The following is a 16,145-nucleotide window of genomic DNA, read 5'->3' as shown; positions in this document are numbered from 1 at the left end:
GCCTGGCGTTGCCGGGGCCGCGCTGTGCCGGTCCCGGGCTCAGGCGCGTGCGGCTGCGATGATGGCCGCGGCCTTGGCCGCGCTGTCGCGGACCTTCTGCCACTCGCCTGCGTCCAGCCAGCTCTTCGGCACCATCCACGAACCGCCCAGGCACAGCACGTTCGGCTGCGCCAGGAACTCGGCGGCATTGGCCTCGCTGATGCCGCCGGTGGGGCAGAGCCTGAGGGCGGCGAGCGGGCCCGCCAGCCCCTTGAGCATGGCCAGGCCGCCGACCGCGTTGGCGGGAAACAGCTTGCAGCAGCGGAAGCCGTGCGCCATCAGCTGCAGGAACTCGGTGGGCGTGGCGCCGCCCGGCACGGCCGGAATCGATGCGCGTGCGAGCGCTTCGGCCAGCGGTGCCGGCGTGCCGGGCGTGACCAGGAAGTCGGCGCCCGCGTCGATCGAGCGGGCGATGTGCTCGGCCGTCAGCACCGTGCCCGCGCCGATCACGATCTCGGGCAGCTCCTTCTTCAGCACGGCGAGCGTCTCGAGCGCCGCCGGGGTGCGCAGGGTGAGTTCCAGCGAGGTGAGGCCACCTTCCAGCAGGGCTTCGGCGATGCGCCGCCCCTGGTCGACGCTGTCGGCGGTGATCACGGGCAGGATGCCGGCCTGGCGCAGCAGCTGTTCGGCGCGGTTCTGGAGCGATTCGATGGTCATGGGCTCGTCTGGAGTGGTGGCGGTCGGGCGTGCGCGCTCAGGCGTCGCGATGTTCGTGCGGAGCGAGCGCTGCCGCCTGCGGGTCGTCGCCCAGCTGGTATTCCTGGTCGTATTCCCACTGGCCGCCGTCACGCGCGGGCGGACCGCAGGAGATCGACAGCGCCCCCTGGTCGGCCGGCGACACCATCGCGCGGTTGAGGGCGAACAGATTGCGGCCCACATCCCAGGCGCAGTGCGCGGTGCTGGGCGCCAGCTCGCGCTCGGCCCATTCGCCGGCGTCGACCAGGGCTTCGAGGGTGCCGGCCTCGCCGTTCAGCCGCAGGATGTCGCCCTCGCGCAGGCGCGCGATCGGGCCACCGCGCGCGGCCTCCGGCGTGAGGTGGATCGCGGCGGGAATCTTGCCCGATGCGCCGGAGAGGCGGCCGTCGGTCACCAGCGCCACGCGGCGTCCCTGGTTCTGCAGCATGCCCAGCAGCGGCGCCAGCGAATGCAGTTCGGGCATGCCGTTGGCCTTGGGCCCCTGGTAGCGCACCACGGCCACGAAGTCCTGCGGCAGCAGGCCCTGCGCATGCAGCTTGTTGAGCGTGCGCGGATCGTCGACGACCACGGCGGGCGCTTCGATCGTGCGGTACTCGGGCTTCACCGCCGAGAGCTTGATCAGCGAACGGCCGAGGTTGCCGCGCAGCAGCCGCAGGCCGCCCTGGGCTTCGAACGGTGCGGACGCAGGCCGCACCACGTCCTCGTCGGCGCTGACCGTCGGCGCGGGCACGAACCCGAGCGAGCCGCCTGCGAGGCTGGGCTCGTCGCACCAGGCGCGCATGCCGCCGGGCAGGATGGTCTCGACATCGCCATGCATCAGGCCTGCGTCCAGCAGTTCGCGGAACACGAAGCCGATGCCGCCCGAGGCCTGGAACCGGTTCACGTCGGCCTCGCCATTGGGATAGACGCGGGCCAGCAGGGGTACGACCTGCGACAGCGCGTCCATGTCGTCCCAGGTCAGCACGATGCCGGCCGCGCGGGCCACGGCGGGCCAGTGGATGGTGTGGTTGGTGGAGCCGCCGGTCGCCATCAGTGCGACCACCGCGTTGACGATCGCGCGCTCGTCGATCAGCCGGCCGAAGGGGCGGTAGTCGTCGCCGAGCGCGGAGATCTCCAGCGCCCGTTCGGTGGCGGCCAGGGTCAGCGCGTCGCGCAGGCCGGTGCCCGGGTTGACGAACGAGCCGGGCAACTGCACGCCCATCGCCTCGAGCAGCACCTGGTTGGAGTTGGCGGTGCCGTAGAAGGTGCAGGTGCCGGGCGAGTGGTAGGACGCGGCCTCGGCCTCCAGCAGTTCTTCGCGCGTGGCCTCGCCTGCGGCATAGCGCTCACGCACTTCCGCCTTCTTCTTGTTGGGGATGCCCGGTGTCATCGGCCCGGCGGGAATGAAGACCGCCGGCAGGTGGCCGAACGCGAGCGCGCCGATCAGGAGGCCCGGCACGATCTTGTCGCAGATGCCCAGGTGCACGGTGCTGTCGAACATGTCGTGCGAGAGCGCGATCGCCGTGCCCTGCGCGATCACGTCGCGCGAGAACAGCGACAGGTCCATGCCCGCGCGGCCCTGGGTCACGCCGTCGCACATCGCCGGCACGCCGCCGGCGACCTGGGCGGTGGCGCCGAGGTGGCTGGCGTGCGCGCGGATCAGCCCCGGATAGGATTCGTAGGGCTGGTGCGCCGAGAGCATGTCGTTGTAGGCGGTGACGATGCCCAGGTTGGGCGTCACCCCGCCGCGCAGGCGCGACTTGTCGGACGGGCCGCAGGCGGCGAAGCCGTGCGCCAGGTTGCCGCAGCTCAGGCGGCTGCGGCTGGGGCCGGCCTGGCGCATCGCCTCGATGGCGGCCAGGTAGGCCGCGCGCGAGGCGCGGCTGCGCTGGCGGATGCGTTCGGTGACGGCGTGCAGTACGGGGTGCAGGTTCATCGGAATGGGGGCTGTCCCTGTCGTTGGCGCGCGCGGCGTGGGGTCACGGGCACCAGTGGATGTGCAGCGGCGCGCCGGGCGTCTGGAACGCGATGCGCGCGGGGTATTCGAGCGGATCGTCGCCGCCGAGCACGCGCTCGAGCAGCTTGCGCTTGCTCTCGCCGCGGATCAGCAGCAGGCGGGTATGCGCCGGCGCCAGGCCGGCGGGGGTGAGGCTGATGCGGCGCAGGAACTTGCCAGCGCCCGGGCAACCGGTGGCGTCGACCGCGACGTAGGGCGCGCGCGACTGCAGCGCCGCTTCGAGGTTGTGCATGCGCGGGAACAGCGAAGCGGTGTGTCCGTCTTCGCCCATGCCCAGCACGACCACGCCGGGTGCGGCCCGGGCGTGCAGGTTCGCGGCACTGACCGCTTCCTCGATGCTGCGCCCGGGGCGGGTGATGCTCTCGAAGCGGGCGGCAGCGGCGCGATCGCGCAGCAGGGATTCGCGGATCAGGCGCGAGTTGCTGTCCGGGTCGTCCGGCAGCAGCCAGCGCTCGTCCACCAGGGCGACATCGACGCGGCTCCAGTCCAGCGGCGCCTTGGCCAGCGCCTCGTACACCGGCGCAGGGGTGCTGCCGCCCGACAGCAGCAGGCGGGCACGCGGCCGGTCCTGCAGGTCGCGGCCCAGCACCGAGGAGATCGCCACGGCCGCGCCCCAGGTCCACTGGGTCAGCGACTCGTAGGTGTGCATCTGCACGGCCGGCGCGGGCGCTGCGTCCATGGCCCCGTCGTGCGCATCGTGCGGACTCATGGCGTGGGCGCCTCGAGCGCTTCGCGGCGCGCGATCGCGGCCGCGCCGAGCAGGCCGGCGTGGGGATGCAGCACCGCCAGCGACGGCACGCTCGCCATCGCCGGGGAGAAGCGCCCCTTGTGTTCGAAGCGCTGGCGGAAGCCGGAGTGCTGGAGCGCGTCGAGCATCTTCGGCACCAGGCCGCCGGTGAGGAACACGCCGTCCCAGGCGCCAAGTGTCAGGACCAGATCGCCCGAGACCGCGCCGAACACCGCGCAGAACACGTCGACCGCGCGCATGCAGCGCGGATCGCCCGCCTGCGCACGGGCGGTCACGTCGGCCGGCTGCAGCGGTCCCGGATCCTCGCCCGCGATCTCGCTCAGCGCGCGGTGGATGTTGACCAGGCCCGGGCCGCAGATCAGCCGCTCGTTCGACACCCGGCCGAACTGGGCCGAGAGCTGCGCCAGCACCGCCAGCTCTTCCGGGGTTCCGGGTGCGAAGCTGGCGTGCCCGCCCTCGGTCTCGAGCGGAAAGTGGCGGCCCTCGCGGATCATCAGCGCGCCCACGCCCAGCCCGGTGCCGGGACCGAGGATGGCGTAGGTGCGGTGCTGCGGCGCGCGCTCCGGCGTCCACGTGGCCGCGCCGATCGGCACCACGTCGCCGGGCTGGAACAGCGGAATCGCCATGGCCTGCGCGGCGAAGTCGTTGACCAGGCTGACCCGTTCGAAACCCAGCTGCGCCTGCGTGCGGCGGCGGCAGATCACCCAGGGATGGTTGGTGATGCGCGCCTCGTCGCCATCCACGCGCCCGGCCACGGCGAACACGCCATGGCGGATGCCCGTGTCCGCCTGGCCGGTCTCGACCAGGTAATGCCGGGCGGTATCGGCCAGGGATGGAAAATCGGCGACCGGAAAGCGCTGCACGCTGTCGACCAGCAGCGGCGACTCCGCAGCCGGATCCGCCAGGGCGAAGCGGGCGTTGGTACCGCCGATGTCGGCGAGCAGGATCCGGGGCGCGCTCATCCGCGGCTGCCCGCCTTGCCCACGGTGCGCGGCAGAAACCCCGCCGCGCCGGCCGGGCCCCAGGACCCGGCGGGATAGTCGTGGACCGGGGTGGCGGCGTCCGCCCAGGCGGCGCTGATGCTGTCGATCCAGCGCCACTGCGCCTCGACCTCGTCGTCGCGCACGAACAGGGTCTGGTCGCCCTTGAGGGCGTCGATCATGAGCCGCTCGTAGGCGATGCGCCGCTTGGGCGGCAGCATCGCGAGGTCCAGCGACATCGGCAACAGCTCGGTCGCACCCCATTCGGGCGCGGCCAGCGAACCCATCAGCCCCAGCTCGATGGTCTCCTCCGGCTGCAGGCGCATGCGCAGGCTGTTGGGGCGTGCGTGCTCGCGATCGGGGCGGTCGAACACCCAGTGGGTGACCGGCTTGAAGTTGACCAGCACCTCGGTGGTGCGCGAGGGCATGCGCTTGCCGGTGACCATCCGGAACGGCACGCCTGCCCAGCGCCAGTTGTCGATCCAGGCGCGCAGGCCGACGAAGGTTTCGACAGCGCTGTCAGCCAAAAAACCCTTCGCGGCCGAGCCTTCCACCACGCCCGCCGTATAGCGGCCGCGGATGCTGTCGGCGGCGGCGTCGGCGGCGGTCATCGGCCGCAGCGCGCGCAACACCTTGCGCTTCTCGTCGCGGATGCTGTCGGCGTCGAGCGCGGCCGGTGGCTCCATCGCGATCAGCGCCAGCAGCTGCAGCATGTGGTTCTGCACCATGTCGCGCAGCGCGCCGTAGTCGGCGTAATAGCCTTCGCGCCCGTCCACGCCGGCGGTCTCGGCCACCAGGATGTCGACCGACTCGATGGATCGGTTGTCCCACACCGCCTCGAGCAGGGTGTTGCCGAAGCGCAGGGCCAGCAGGTTCTGCACCGGCGCCTTGCCCAGGTAATGGTCGATGCGGAAGATCCGCGACTCGTCCAGGGCCGACTTGAGCGTGGCGTCGATCGCGCGCGCCGAAGGCAGGTCGTGGCCGATCGGCTTTTCCAGCACCAGGCGCGAGGGCGGTTCCAGCAGGCCGGCGCCCTTGAGCCCCAGGCAGGCGGACTCGAACAGGTTGGGCGGGGTGGACAGGTAGCTCACCGCAGGCCGGTCGGCATAGCGCGACAGCGTGCCGGCCATGCCCTCGACGTCGTTGAGGTTGAGCGGGTGGTAATGGATCCGCCCCAGCAGGTCGTCCAGGGCGCCGTTGTTGCGGGCGTCGCCGCCGATGCGTTCGCGCAGCCAGGCTCGGAAGGCGTCGTCGTCGTGCGGCGTGCGGCCGATGGCGACGACGCGGAAGTTCTCCGGCAGCAGCCTGTCGCGAAGCAGGTGCAGCAGGGAAGGGAACAGATAGCGTTGAGCCAGGTCGCCAGTGGCGCCGAACAGCAGAAGTGAGTCGTGCATTGACGCCCGCGTTGCCATCGTTAGGGAAGGGGATCGGACAGGCTTCGCCCGTGGCTCCGAATGATGCCAGAGTACCAGCGCGCGCTGTCCTTCGGGGTGCGCTCGAGCGTCCCGTAGTTGACGTGGATGATACCGAACCGCTTCGAATAGCCCAGCGACCACTCCAGGTTGTCCAGCAGCGACCAGGCCATGTAGCCGCGTACGTCCACGCCGGCGGCGATCGCGTCGTGGATGGCGGTCAAATGCTTTCGTAGGTAATCAATTCGCAAGGGATCGCGCACGCGGCCTTCCTCGGCCACCGGCGGGTCGAAGAAGGCCGCGCCGTTCTCGGTGATGTAGACGGGCAGGTCGCCATAGGTGCGCTTGAACCAGAGCAGCAGGTCGGTCAGTCCCTGCGGGAAGACCTCCCAGCCGGTCTCGGTATAGGTGCCCAGCGGCTGGCGCACCACCTTCGTCCTCTGGGGATAGCTGTCGCCATCGCCGGTGACGCTGCGCGTGTAGTAGTTGATGCCGACGAAATCCAGCGGCTGGCGGATCAGCTCGAAGTCCGCCTCGGGGAAGTCCGGCCAGGCCTCGCCGAAGATGTCCCTGAGTTCGTCGGGATAGCGGCCGAGCAGGGCCGGATGCAGGAACTGCTCGTTCATGTAGGCGTGAGCGCGGCGCACCGCGGCCGCGTCCTCGGCGGAGTCGCCAGCCGGATACTTGGGCTCGATGTTCACCACCAGGCCGATCTCGTGCGCGCCCTCGGCGCGATAGGCCTGCACCGCCGCGCCGTGGGCGCGCATCAGGTTGTGGGCCGCGATCGGCGCCTCGAAGCGGCTGCGATGCCCGGGCGCCAGTGCGCCGTGCAGGTAGCCGCCGTCGGTGACCACCCAGGGCTCGTTGATCGTCGCCCACTTCTTGACCCGCCCGTCGAGCGCGCGATAGAGCACGCCGCCGTACTCGGCGAACCAGTCGGCGCAGTCGCGGTTGAGCCAGCCGCCCCGGTCGTCCAGCGCGGCCGGCAGATCCCAGTGGAAGAGGGTGAGCAGCGGCTCGATCCCGTTCTCCAGCAGTTCGTCGACCAGGCGCGAATAGAAGTCCAGGCCCGCCTGGTTCACCCGGCCGGTGCCTTCGGGCAGGATCCGCGACCACGACACGCTGAAGCGGTAGGCCTGCAGGCCGAGTTCGCGCATCAGGCGCACATCGTCCTTCCAGCGATGATAGTGATCGCAGGCGACATCGCCGGTATCGCCGTTGAGGGTCATGCCCGGGGTGTGCGCGAAGCGCGTCCAGATGCTGGGGCCGGCGCCGTCGGCCAGGGGCGAGCCTTCGATCTGGTGGGCGGCGGTGGCGGCGCCCCAGAGGAAGCCGGGCGGAAAGCGAAAGTCCTTGGAAGAAGGCGAACTCATCGGTGTGCGGCGTCCTGGTGATGGCCTGCGCGGCATGAAAACGATTACATTGCGAGAATAACGCAATCGTCCGAAGCGTAGTGTCGAGGTGGCCGCCATCCTGCCATCTCGGCCGGCGCGGCAGCTTCGCGCAGCGCAAGGACGGATCCTCCAGCCGGGAGAAACGAGTGGCGCACGTGCAACTGGACCAGCTGCGCAAGGTGTATCCGGACGGCCATGTGGCCGTGGCCGGCGCCAGCTTCGAGGTGGCCGATGGCGAACTGCTGGTGCTGGTCGGCCCCTCGGGCTGCGGCAAGACCAGCCTGCTGCGGATGGTCGCCGGACTGGAGGAGATCACGTCCGGCCGCCTGCACATCGGCGGGCGGCCGGTGAACGATGTCGCGCCGGGCGAGCGCGACATCGCCATGGTGTTCCAGAACTACGCGCTGTACCCGCACATGACGGTGGCCGAGAACCTCGGCTTCGCGCTGAAGCTGCGCAAACTGCCTGCCGAAGCGATCGCGACACGGGTGGCCGAGGCGGCGCGGATGCTGGAGCTCGAGCCGCTGCTGTCGCGGCGACCGGCGCAGCTGTCGGGCGGACAACGCCAGCGGGTCGCGCTCGGGCGCGCGCTGGTCAGGCAACCGCAGGTGTTCCTGCTCGACGAACCGCTGTCCAACCTCGACGCCCGCCTGCGCGCCGGCATGCGGGTCGAGATCGCGCGGCTGCACCGCCAGCTGGGCGCGACCATGCTCTACGTCACCCACGACCAGGTCGAGGCGATGACCCTGGGCCAGCGCATCGTGGTGATGAAGGATGGCCAGGTGCAGCAGATCGACGCGCCCATGGCGCTGTACCGCAATCCGGCGAACCGGTTCGTGGCCGGGTTCCTCGGCAGTCCGGCCATGAACCTGCTGCAGGGCCGGCTGCTGCGCGGGGACGGCTGGCGGTTCGAGCTGGTCGACGGCACGACAGTTCCATTGCCGGACGACGACCCAATCGATCCGGCCCTGGACGGAAAGGATATGGAACTGGGCGTACGCCCCGAGCATCTGCTGCCTGTGAGCGGCGAGGGCGCCGGGTTCGAAGCCGGTGTCGAGGTGGTGGAGCCGATGGGTAGCGACGCGCACGTCCATGCCCGCGTGGGCGGACAGGCCCTGGTGGCTAGGCTCGCGGCGGAGTCGCTACCGGCGCCGGGCGAGCTCCTGCGGCTGCGCATCGCGCCTGGCCAGTTGCATCTGTTCGATCCTGCCAGCGGCCTGGCATTGACGCGCCGGTGACGGCATCTTCATGGCGCGACCGCGCGTCGCGGGTCATCATGGCCGAATGATGTCCGACGGCCCCCCCTTTCTGCCGCCGCCGCCTCCATTGTCCGAACGCTGGGCGTTGTTCCTCGACGTCGACGGCACGCTGGTGCCGTTCGCGGACGATCCGGAGCAGGTGTATGTCTCCCCCCGCCTGGTGGACCGCCTGGGCGCCCTGTCGTCCGCGATGGACGGCGCGGTGGCGCTGGTCAGCGGCCGGCACGTGGACGTGCTCGACCGGCTGTTCGCCCCGCTGAGGCTCGCCGCCGCCGGCCTGCATGGCCTGCAGCGCCGACGCGCGGGCGAGGCGCTGGCCGGCCCGCCGCCGCTGCCGCCGGCGCTGGAGCAGGTACGGCTGGAAGCGCTGGAGCTGGTGTCGGCCTGGCCGGGCGCACTGCTCGAGGACAAGGGCGAAACGCTGGCCCTGCACTGGCGTGCCATGCCCGACGCCGCGGACGCGCTGCAGGCATATGCGGCGCGGACGGTGCAGCGCCTGCCGGGTTACCAGCTGCAGCCGGGCGACATGGTGGTCGAACTGCGGCCGCAGCGCGCCAACAAGGGCACGGCGATCTCGGCCTTCCTGGCCGAGCCGCCGTTCCGCGGGCGCCAGCCGGTGTTCGTGGGCGACGACCTGACCGACGAATACGGCTTCCAGGCCGTGAATGCGCAGGATGGCCTGGGCGTGCTCGTGGGCGACCGGGCCGGCAGCGCCGCCCGCTGCCGGCTGCCGGACATCGCCGCGGTACACGCATGGCTGGGGACAGGCAATTGAACGGAGGACAACGCATGCGGCAGACGCTCGATCTCGGCGTCATCGGCAACGGAAGTTTCGGGGCGCTGGTCGATCGCGAAGCGCGCGTGGTGTGGTCGTGCCTGCCCGCATTCGACGGCGACCCGGCCTTCTGCGCACTGCTTTCGCCGCGCGCGCACGAGGGCGGCGACCTTGCGGTGGAGCTGGAAGACTTCGAGCGCAGCGAGCAGCAGTACGTCACCAATACCGCGCTGCTGCGCACCGTGCTCCACGACCGCCACGGGGGCGCGGTCGAGGTGCTCGATTTCGCGCCGCGCTGGAAGCAGAACGGGCGCATCTACCGGCCCGTGTCGATCATCCGCCGCATCACGCCGCTGGCCGGCAGCCCCCGGGTGCGGGTGCGCGTGCGGCCGTTGGCCGACTGGGGCGCTCGCGTGCCCGATTCGACCTGGGGCAGCAACCACATGCGCTGGCTGCTGCCTGGCTTCACCCTGCGCCTGACCACCGACGTGCCGATCCGCTTCGTGCGCGAGCAGACCGCGTTCGTGCTCAACGAGGCGCAGTACATGGTGCTGGGGCCGGACGAGCCGCTGCAGCGATCGCTGTCGGGCTACGTGGAGGAGGCGATCGGGCGCACCGACGCCTACTGGCGCGAATGGGTGCGCTACCTCTCGATCCCGCTGGACTGGCAGCAGGCCGTGATCCGCAGTGCGATCACGCTCAAGCTGTGCCAGTACGAGGACAGCGGCGCGATCATCGCGGCGATGACCACCTCGATTCCGGAGGCGCCGCACACCACGCGCAACTGGGACTACCGCTACTGCTGGCTGCGCGACGCGGCCTTCGTGGTGCGCGCGCTCAACCGGCTGGGCGCGACGCGCAGCATGGAGGAGTTCCTGCGCTACATCTACAACATCGCCACCCACGACGGCAGCCTGCAGCCGCTGTACGGCATCGACTTCGCCGAGGAGCTGGAGGAGGCCGAGGTCGAGAGCCTGGCCGGCTATCGCGGCATGGGGCCGGTGCGGCGCGGCAACCTGGCCTGGGTGCAGAAGCAGCACGACGTCTACGGCAGCGTGGTGCTGGCCTCGACCCAGCTGTTCTTCGACCAGCGGCTGGTACACCCCGGCGACGCGGCGGCCTTCGCCCGGCTCGAACCGCTCGGCGAGCGCGCCTGGGCGCTGCACGACCAGCCCGACGCCGGGCTGTGGGAGTTCCGCGGCCGGGCCGAGGTGCATACCTACACGGCCGCGATGTGCTGGGCCGCCTGCGACCGCCTGGCCAAGATCGCCGGGCAGGTGGGACGCGACGATCGCGTCGCGTACTGGCGCCAGCGCGCCGACGCCATCCAGGCGAGGGTCATCGAACGCGCCTGGCGGCCGGACGCCAATCATTTCAGTGCTTCGTTCGACAGCGACTACCTCGACGCCTCGCTGCTGCTGCTGGCCGACATCGGCTTCCTGGCGCCGGATGATCCCCGCTACATGGCCACCGTCGATGCGATCGGCCGCGACCTGCGCCGTGGCGACGCGCTGTTCCGCTACGTGGCGCCGGACGATTTCGGCGAGCCGGAAACCAGTTTCACCATCTGCACGTTCTGGTACATCGACGCGCTGGCCGCGACGGGCCGCGAGGACGAGGCGCGGGCGATGTTCGAGCGCCTGCTGGCGCGGCGCAACCACCTCGGGCTGCTATCGGAGGACCTGGCGTTCGACGACGGCGAAGCCTGGGGCAACTTCCCGCAGACCTATTCGCACGTCGGCCTGATCATCGCCGCGATGCGGCTGTCGCGCAGCTGGCAGGAGGCTTCATGAGTCGTCTGGTGGTGGTATCCAACCGCGTGGCGCTGCCGGGAGAGAACCGGGCCGGCGGCCTGGCCGTCGGGCTGGAGGCGGCGCTGGGCGCGCGTGGCGGGCTGTGGTTCGGCTGGAGCGGCAAGGTAGTGCGCGAGGACAGCGGGCGCCTGCACGAACAGCAGGCCGGCGACGTGCGCTACGTCACCATGGACCTCAACCGCGCCGACCACGACGCCTACTACAACGGCTTCGCCAACCGCACCCTGTGGCCGCTGCTGCACTCGCGGCTGGACCTGGTCGACTACGCGCGCGAAACCCGCGCCGGCTACCGCCGTGTCAACATGCTGTTCGCCGAGAAGCTGGCGCCGCAGCTGCGCGACGACGACGTGCTGTGGATCCACGACTACCACCTGATCCCGCTGGCGGCGATGCTGCGCGAGCGCGGCGTGCGCTGCCGGATCGGCTTCTTCCTGCACGTGCCGATGCCCTCGGCCGACCTGGTCTCGGCCCTGCCCGAGCATGGCCGCCTGTTCGGCACCTTGTTCGCCTACGACCTGGTCGGATTCCAGACCGTCCGCGATGCCGACCGCTTCCGCACCTATGCGCGGATCTTCGGCGGCGCCTCGGTCGATGCCGACGGCGTGGTGCGGCTGCCGGGCGGCGGCTCGGTGGCGGTTGGGGCCTTCCCGATCGGCATCGACGCCCATCGCATCGCCCAGCAGTCGGCCGCGGCGGTCAACAAGTCCGCGGTGCGGGCGCTGCGCGACAGCCTCAGCGGGCGCAAGCTGGCGATCGGCGTCGACCGGCTGGACTATTCCAAGGGCATGCCGGAGCGTTTCCGCGCCTTCGCCCGCTTCCTCGAACGCCACCCGGGCGAGCGCGGCCGGCTCACCTTTCTGCAGATCGCCCCGGTGTCGCGTGGCGACGTGCTCGAATACCAGCACCTGCGCGACCAGCTCGAGGGCATCGCCGGGCATATCAACGGCACCCACGCCGCGCCGGACTGGACCCCGCTGCGCTACGTCAACCGCAATTTCCCCCATCCCACGCTGACCGGCTTCTACCGGCAGGCGTCGATCGGCCTGGTGACGCCGTTGCGCGACGGCATGAACCTGGTGGCCAAGGAATACGTCGCCGCCCAGGATCCGGACGATCCGGGGGTGCTGGTGCTGTCGATGCTGGCCGGCGCCGCAGCCGAACTGGATGCGGCCCTGCTGGTGAACCCCTACGACCTGGACGGCGTGGCGGACGCCATCGCCCGGGCCGCGGCCATGCCCCTGGCCGAGCGCCGCGAGCGCTGGGAGTCGATGATGCGGCCGATCACCGGCTACGACATCCATGCCTGGTGCCGGGCGTTCCTGGCCCGGCTGGCCGGGGAGAAGGGCTGAACCGGGCGCGGGAGGTCCGCGACGGGCGGGCGGCCCGGTCGTTATACTCGCGGGTCGGAATGCGGTTGGGGTCGTTAGTATCCCAATGCATTCAATGACTTGAAAGTCATTCCTACCTTCTCGCTAGAACCATAGGAGCCGCGCCTGCGCGCGCGGCCAGGGCCTCCAACGCCGCATGCGCCTGTCCACGATCAAGCTCGCCGGATTCAAATCCTTCGTCGACCCCACCACCTTGCACCTGCCGACCAATATGACCGGCGTGGTGGGGCCGAACGGCTGCGGCAAGTCCAACATCATCGACGCGGTGCGCTGGGTGATGGGTGAAAGTTCGGCCAGCCGGCTGCGCGGCGATTCGCTCACCGACGTGATCTTCGCCGGCTCCACCGCGCGCAAGCCGGTGTCGCAGGCGATGGTGGAGCTGATCTTCGACAACTCCGACCACACCGTGGGCGGCGAATACGCGTCGTTCAACGAGATCTCGGTCAAACGCACGGTCAGCCGCGACGGCCAGAGCAGCTATTACCTCAACGGCGCGCGCTGCCGCCGCCGCGACATCACCGACCTGTTCCTGGGCACGGGCCTGGGCCCGCGCAGCTATTCGATCATCGAGCAGGGCATGATCTCGCAGGTGATCGACGCCAAGCCCGAGGAGCTGCGCGTCTATCTCGAGGAAGCGGCCGGCATCTCCAAGTACAAGGAACGGCGCAAGGAGACCGAGACCCGGATCCGCCACACCCGCGAGAACCTCGACCGCCTCAACGACCTGCGCGAGGAAGTGGGCAAGCAGCTCCAGCACCTGGCCCGCCAGGCCAGGCAGGCCGAGCAGTACACCGCCATCCAGGCCGAGCGGAAGATCCGTGACGCGCAATGGAAGGCGCTGGAATTCCGCGCGCTGGACGCGCAGCTGCAGGCGCTGCGGCAGGGCCTGTCGCAGGAGGAGACGCGGCTGCAGCAGCTGATCGCCGAGCAGCGCGAGGCCGAGCGCGAGCTGGAAACCGGTCGCGTGCGCCGTGACGAGGCCAGCACCGCGCTCAGCCGGGTGCAGGCCGCCAATTACGAGGTGGGCGGTACGCTGGCGCGGATCGAGCAGCAGATCGCGCACCAGCGCGAGATGGCCGAGCGCCTGCACAAGGCCCGCGACGAGGCCCGCCAGGCGCTGGAGGAGATCGGCCAGCACATCAGCGGCGACCAGTCGCGGCTGGAGATGCTGCAGTCGGCCATCGCCGATGTCGAGCCGCAGCTGGAGGCCCTGCGCGAGGGCGACGAGGTCCGTCAGGAGGCGCTGCGCGCCGCCGAGGAGGCGCTGGCCGACTGGCAGCAGCGCTGGGAAGCGCACAATCGCGAGCAGAACGAGGCCTCGCGCGCCGGCGACGTCGAGCGCACCCGCGTGGACTATCTCGACCGCCAGTCGATGGACGCCGACCGACGCCGCGAACAACTGCAGGCCGAGCGTGGCGCACTGGACCTGGACGCGCTGTCGGAAGCCTTCGAGGCCATCGCCCTGCGCCACGAGGAGCAGAAGCTCGCGCTGGACGGCCTCAACGAGCAGCTGGAGGCGCGCAAGCAGGCTGCGCTCGACCTGCAGGACCAGCAGCGCAGCGCCCAGAACGAACTGTCCGACCTGCGCAAACAGGCGCAGGAGGCGCGCGGCCGCCTGTCCTCGCTGGAGACGCTGCAGCACGCGGCGCTGGGCCAGGAGCAGGGCGCCGCGGTCGAATGGCTGCGCCGGCACGGCCTGGATTCGGCCAGGCGCGTGGGCGAGCAGCTGAGCGTCGAGCCGGGCTGGGAGAACGCGGTCGAAGGCGCGCTGGGGCAACTGATCGAAGGCGTGCTGGTGGAGGCGCCGGAGGCGCTGGTCGAAGCCCTGGCCGACCTCGGCGAAGGCCGGCTGGCCCTGGTGGCCTCGGCCGCCGGCGCGGACGATTTCGCGCCGACCTCGCTGGCGGCGAAGGTGCAGGGGCCGCTCGCCATCCGGCGCATGCTGGCCCGTCTGCACGTGGCCGAGAGCCTGGGCGAGGCGGCCGCCCTGCAGGCACGGCTGGATCCGGGCGAATCGGTCATCACCCGCGGCGGCGAGCGCCTCGGCAGCGGCTGGGTGCGCGTGATGCGCTCGGGCGCGGCCAAGCAGGGCGCGCTGCTGCGCGAGCGCGAGATCAAGCAGCTGCGCGCGACGATCGAACAACTGCAGGCGCGCGAGCATGAACTGGAAGCCGCGCTGGCGACCGGGCGCGAGCGCCTGCTGCAGGCCGAGCAGCAGCGCGAGGATGCGCAGCGCCAGCTCTATACCGCGCACCGCAGCGTCTCGGAACTGGCCGGCCAGCTGCAGGGCCAGCAGGGGCGGGTGGACAACGCGCGGGCGCGGATCGAGAAGATCGAGGCCGAACTCGGCCAGCTGATCGAAACCATCGACGGCAGCGCCGCGCAGGCGCGCGAGGCGCGTTCCCGGCTGGAGGATGCGGTGGCGCGCATGGCCGAGCTGGAGGCCGCGCGCAATGCGCTGGAAGCCGAGCGCCGCAGCCTGGTCGAGGCCCGCGACGCCGCCCGCGCAGCTGCGCGCGAAACCCGCGACACCGCCCACGCCCTGGCCCTGACCCTGGAATCCCAGCGTGCCCAGGTGGTCGCCCTGACCCAGGCCCTGCAGCGCATGGGCGGCCAGCGCGGCCAGCTGGACGCGCGCCTGGGCGAACTGGCTGCGCAGCTCTCCGATGGTGACGCCCCGGTGGTCGCGCTGGAGGAACAGCGCCAGGCCGCGCTGGAGCGCCGCGTCATCGCCGAGAAGGACCTGGCCGCCGCGCGCTCGGCGCTGGAGGGCGTGGACAACGACCTGCGTGCGTTCGAACGCGTGCGCCACGAGCGTGAGCAGCAGGCGCTGGCGCAGCGGGAAGCCATCGCCCAGCGCCGCCTCGACCAGCAGGCGCTGGAGATCAGTGCCGGCCAGCTCGCCGCGGCCGTGGCCGAGGCCGGCTTCGTCATGGACGAGACCATTGCCGCCCTGCCCGAGGACGCGACCGCGCCGGCCTGGGAAAAAATGGTCGTCGACTTCGACGCGAAGCTTCGCAGGCTCGAGCCGGTGAACCTGGCCGCGATCCAGGAACATGCCGAGGCCGCGCAGCGCAAGGAGTATCTCGACGCCCAGGACGCCGACCTGACCACCGCGCTGGAGACGCTGGAAGAGGCCATCCGCAAGATCGACCGCGAGACCCGCGGCCGCTTCAAGGACACCTTCGACCGGGTCAACTCCGGCGTGCAGGAGATCTACCCCCGCCTGTTCGGCGGCGGCCACGCCTACCTCGAACTCACCGGCGAGGACCTGCTCGACACCGGCGTGGCGATCATGGCGCGCCCGCCGGGCAAACGCGTGAGCAACATCTCGCTGCTGTCAGGCGGCGAGAAGGCGATGACCGCGGTGGCGCTGGTGTTCGCGATCTTCCAGCTCAACCCGGCGCCGTTCTGCCTGCTCGACGAGGTGGACGCGCCGCTGGACGAAGCCAACGTCGGCCGCTTCACCGCGATGGTCTCGGAGATGAGCCAGCAGGTGCAGTTCCTGTTCGTGACCCACAACAAGGCCACCATGGAAGCCGCGCAGCAGCTCAGTGGCGTTACCATGCGCGAGCCCGGCGTGAGCCGGCTGGTGTCCGTCGACCTGGCCGAGGCTGCGCGCCTGGCCGGGGCGGCGTGAGGCC

General features: G+C 71.0%; 11 protein-coding genes. 5 read left to right on the top strand and 6 right to left on the bottom strand.

The window, feature by feature from the left end:
- Positions 1-39: 39 nt before the first annotated feature.
- From eda to ACQYVW_RS02740, 6 genes are read right to left on the bottom strand one after another with little or no spacing between them, the layout of a single operon-like run.
- Entirely contained in the window at positions 40-696 is a 657-nt protein-coding gene (eda, locus tag ACQYVW_RS02765; protein WP_434945965.1) for a bifunctional 4-hydroxy-2-oxoglutarate aldolase/2-dehydro-3-deoxy-phosphogluconate aldolase, read from the bottom strand.
- A 37-nt stretch (positions 697-733) separates the two neighbouring features.
- Complete coding sequence (gene edd / locus ACQYVW_RS02760) at positions 734-2,650, bottom strand: phosphogluconate dehydratase (RefSeq protein WP_434945964.1); 1,917 nt, start codon at positions 2,648-2,650, stop codon at positions 734-736.
- A 43-nt stretch (positions 2,651-2,693) separates the two neighbouring features.
- On the bottom strand, positions 2,694-3,410 hold the full coding sequence (gene pgl / locus ACQYVW_RS02755) for a 6-phosphogluconolactonase (RefSeq protein ID WP_434946251.1): 717 nt from the start codon (positions 3,408-3,410) through the stop codon (positions 2,694-2,696).
- A 26-nt stretch (positions 3,411-3,436) separates the two neighbouring features.
- On the bottom strand, positions 3,437-4,441 hold the full coding sequence (glk, locus tag ACQYVW_RS02750; RefSeq protein ID WP_434945963.1) for a glucokinase: 1,005 nt from the start codon (positions 4,439-4,441) through the stop codon (positions 3,437-3,439).
- Positions 4,438-5,853 carry a glucose-6-phosphate dehydrogenase gene (zwf, locus tag ACQYVW_RS02745; protein WP_434945962.1) on the bottom strand — a complete coding sequence of 472 codons (1,416 nt, stop codon included), beginning with the start codon at positions 5,851-5,853 and terminating at the stop codon, positions 4,438-4,440. Before zwf ends, glk begins: the two co-directional genes overlap by 4 nt.
- Positions 5,854-5,873: 20 nt before the next feature.
- Positions 5,874-7,244, bottom strand: a complete 1,371-nt coding sequence (locus ACQYVW_RS02740) for a GH1 family beta-glucosidase (protein WP_434934022.1) — start codon at positions 7,242-7,244, stop codon at positions 5,874-5,876.
- A gap of 167 nt (positions 7,245-7,411) precedes the next feature.
- Between ACQYVW_RS02740 and ACQYVW_RS02735 the strand changes: the two genes are divergently transcribed.
- The 5 genes from ACQYVW_RS02735 (at position 7,412) to smc (ending at position 16,141) form a co-directional block, all read left to right on the top strand.
- Positions 7,412-8,503, top strand: coding sequence for an ABC transporter ATP-binding protein (locus ACQYVW_RS02735; protein WP_434934024.1), 1,092 nt, complete (start codon positions 7,412-7,414; stop codon positions 8,501-8,503).
- A 49-nt stretch (positions 8,504-8,552) separates the two neighbouring features.
- The gene (otsB, locus tag ACQYVW_RS02730) at positions 8,553-9,299 is read left to right on the top strand and encodes a trehalose-phosphatase (RefSeq protein ID WP_434945961.1); all 747 of its coding nucleotides are present in this window, start codon (positions 8,553-8,555) and stop codon (positions 9,297-9,299) included.
- Between the two features lie 14 nt (positions 9,300-9,313).
- On the top strand, positions 9,314-11,092 hold the full coding sequence (locus tag ACQYVW_RS02725; protein WP_434933870.1) for a glycoside hydrolase family 15 protein: 1,779 nt from the start codon (positions 9,314-9,316) through the stop codon (positions 11,090-11,092).
- On the top strand, positions 11,089-12,462 hold the full coding sequence (otsA, locus tag ACQYVW_RS02720) for an alpha,alpha-trehalose-phosphate synthase (UDP-forming) (protein ID WP_434933871.1): 1,374 nt from the start codon (positions 11,089-11,091) through the stop codon (positions 12,460-12,462). The genes ACQYVW_RS02725 and otsA overlap by 4 nt, the downstream gene beginning before the upstream one ends.
- A gap of 175 nt (positions 12,463-12,637) precedes the next feature.
- A complete protein-coding gene (smc, locus tag ACQYVW_RS02715; RefSeq protein ID WP_434945960.1) occupies positions 12,638-16,141 on the top strand; it encodes a chromosome segregation protein SMC in 3,504 nt (1,167 codons plus the stop codon).
- Positions 16,142-16,145 lie beyond the last annotated feature (4 nt).

The organism is Luteimonas campi (assembly GCF_051162505.1).
Taxonomy (GTDB): Bacteria; Pseudomonadota; Gammaproteobacteria; order Xanthomonadales; family Xanthomonadaceae; genus Luteimonas.
This window is presented reverse-complemented; position numbering and strand designations above follow the sequence as displayed.

Bases quoted from the DNA above. Each gene is read 5' to 3' on its own strand.
- eda (WP_434945965.1), bottom strand. From the start codon at position 696: ATGACCATCGAATCGCTCCAGAACCGCGCCGAACAGCTGCTGCGCCAG.
- edd (WP_434945964.1), bottom strand. From the start codon at position 2,650: ATGAACCTGCACCCCGTACTGCACGCCGTCACCGAACGCATCCGCCAG.
- pgl (WP_434946251.1), bottom strand. From the start codon at position 3,410: ATGGACGCAGCGCCCGCGCCGGCCGTGCAGATGCACACCTACGAGTCG.
- glk (WP_434945963.1), bottom strand. From the start codon at position 4,441: ATGAGCGCGCCCCGGATCCTGCTCGCCGACATCGGCGGTACCAACGCC.
- zwf (WP_434945962.1), bottom strand. From the start codon at position 5,853: ATGCACGACTCACTTCTGCTGTTCGGCGCCACTGGCGACCTGGCTCAA.
- ACQYVW_RS02740 (WP_434934022.1), bottom strand. From the start codon at position 7,244: ATGAGTTCGCCTTCTTCCAAGGACTTTCGCTTTCCGCCCGGCTTCCTC.
- otsB (WP_434945961.1), top strand. From the start codon at position 8,553: ATGTCCGACGGCCCCCCCTTTCTGCCGCCGCCGCCTCCATTGTCCGAA.
- ACQYVW_RS02725 (WP_434933870.1), top strand. From the start codon at position 9,314: ATGCGGCAGACGCTCGATCTCGGCGTCATCGGCAACGGAAGTTTCGGG.
- otsA (WP_434933871.1), top strand. From the start codon at position 11,089: ATGAGTCGTCTGGTGGTGGTATCCAACCGCGTGGCGCTGCCGGGAGAG.
- smc (WP_434945960.1), top strand. From the start codon at position 12,638: ATGCGCCTGTCCACGATCAAGCTCGCCGGATTCAAATCCTTCGTCGAC.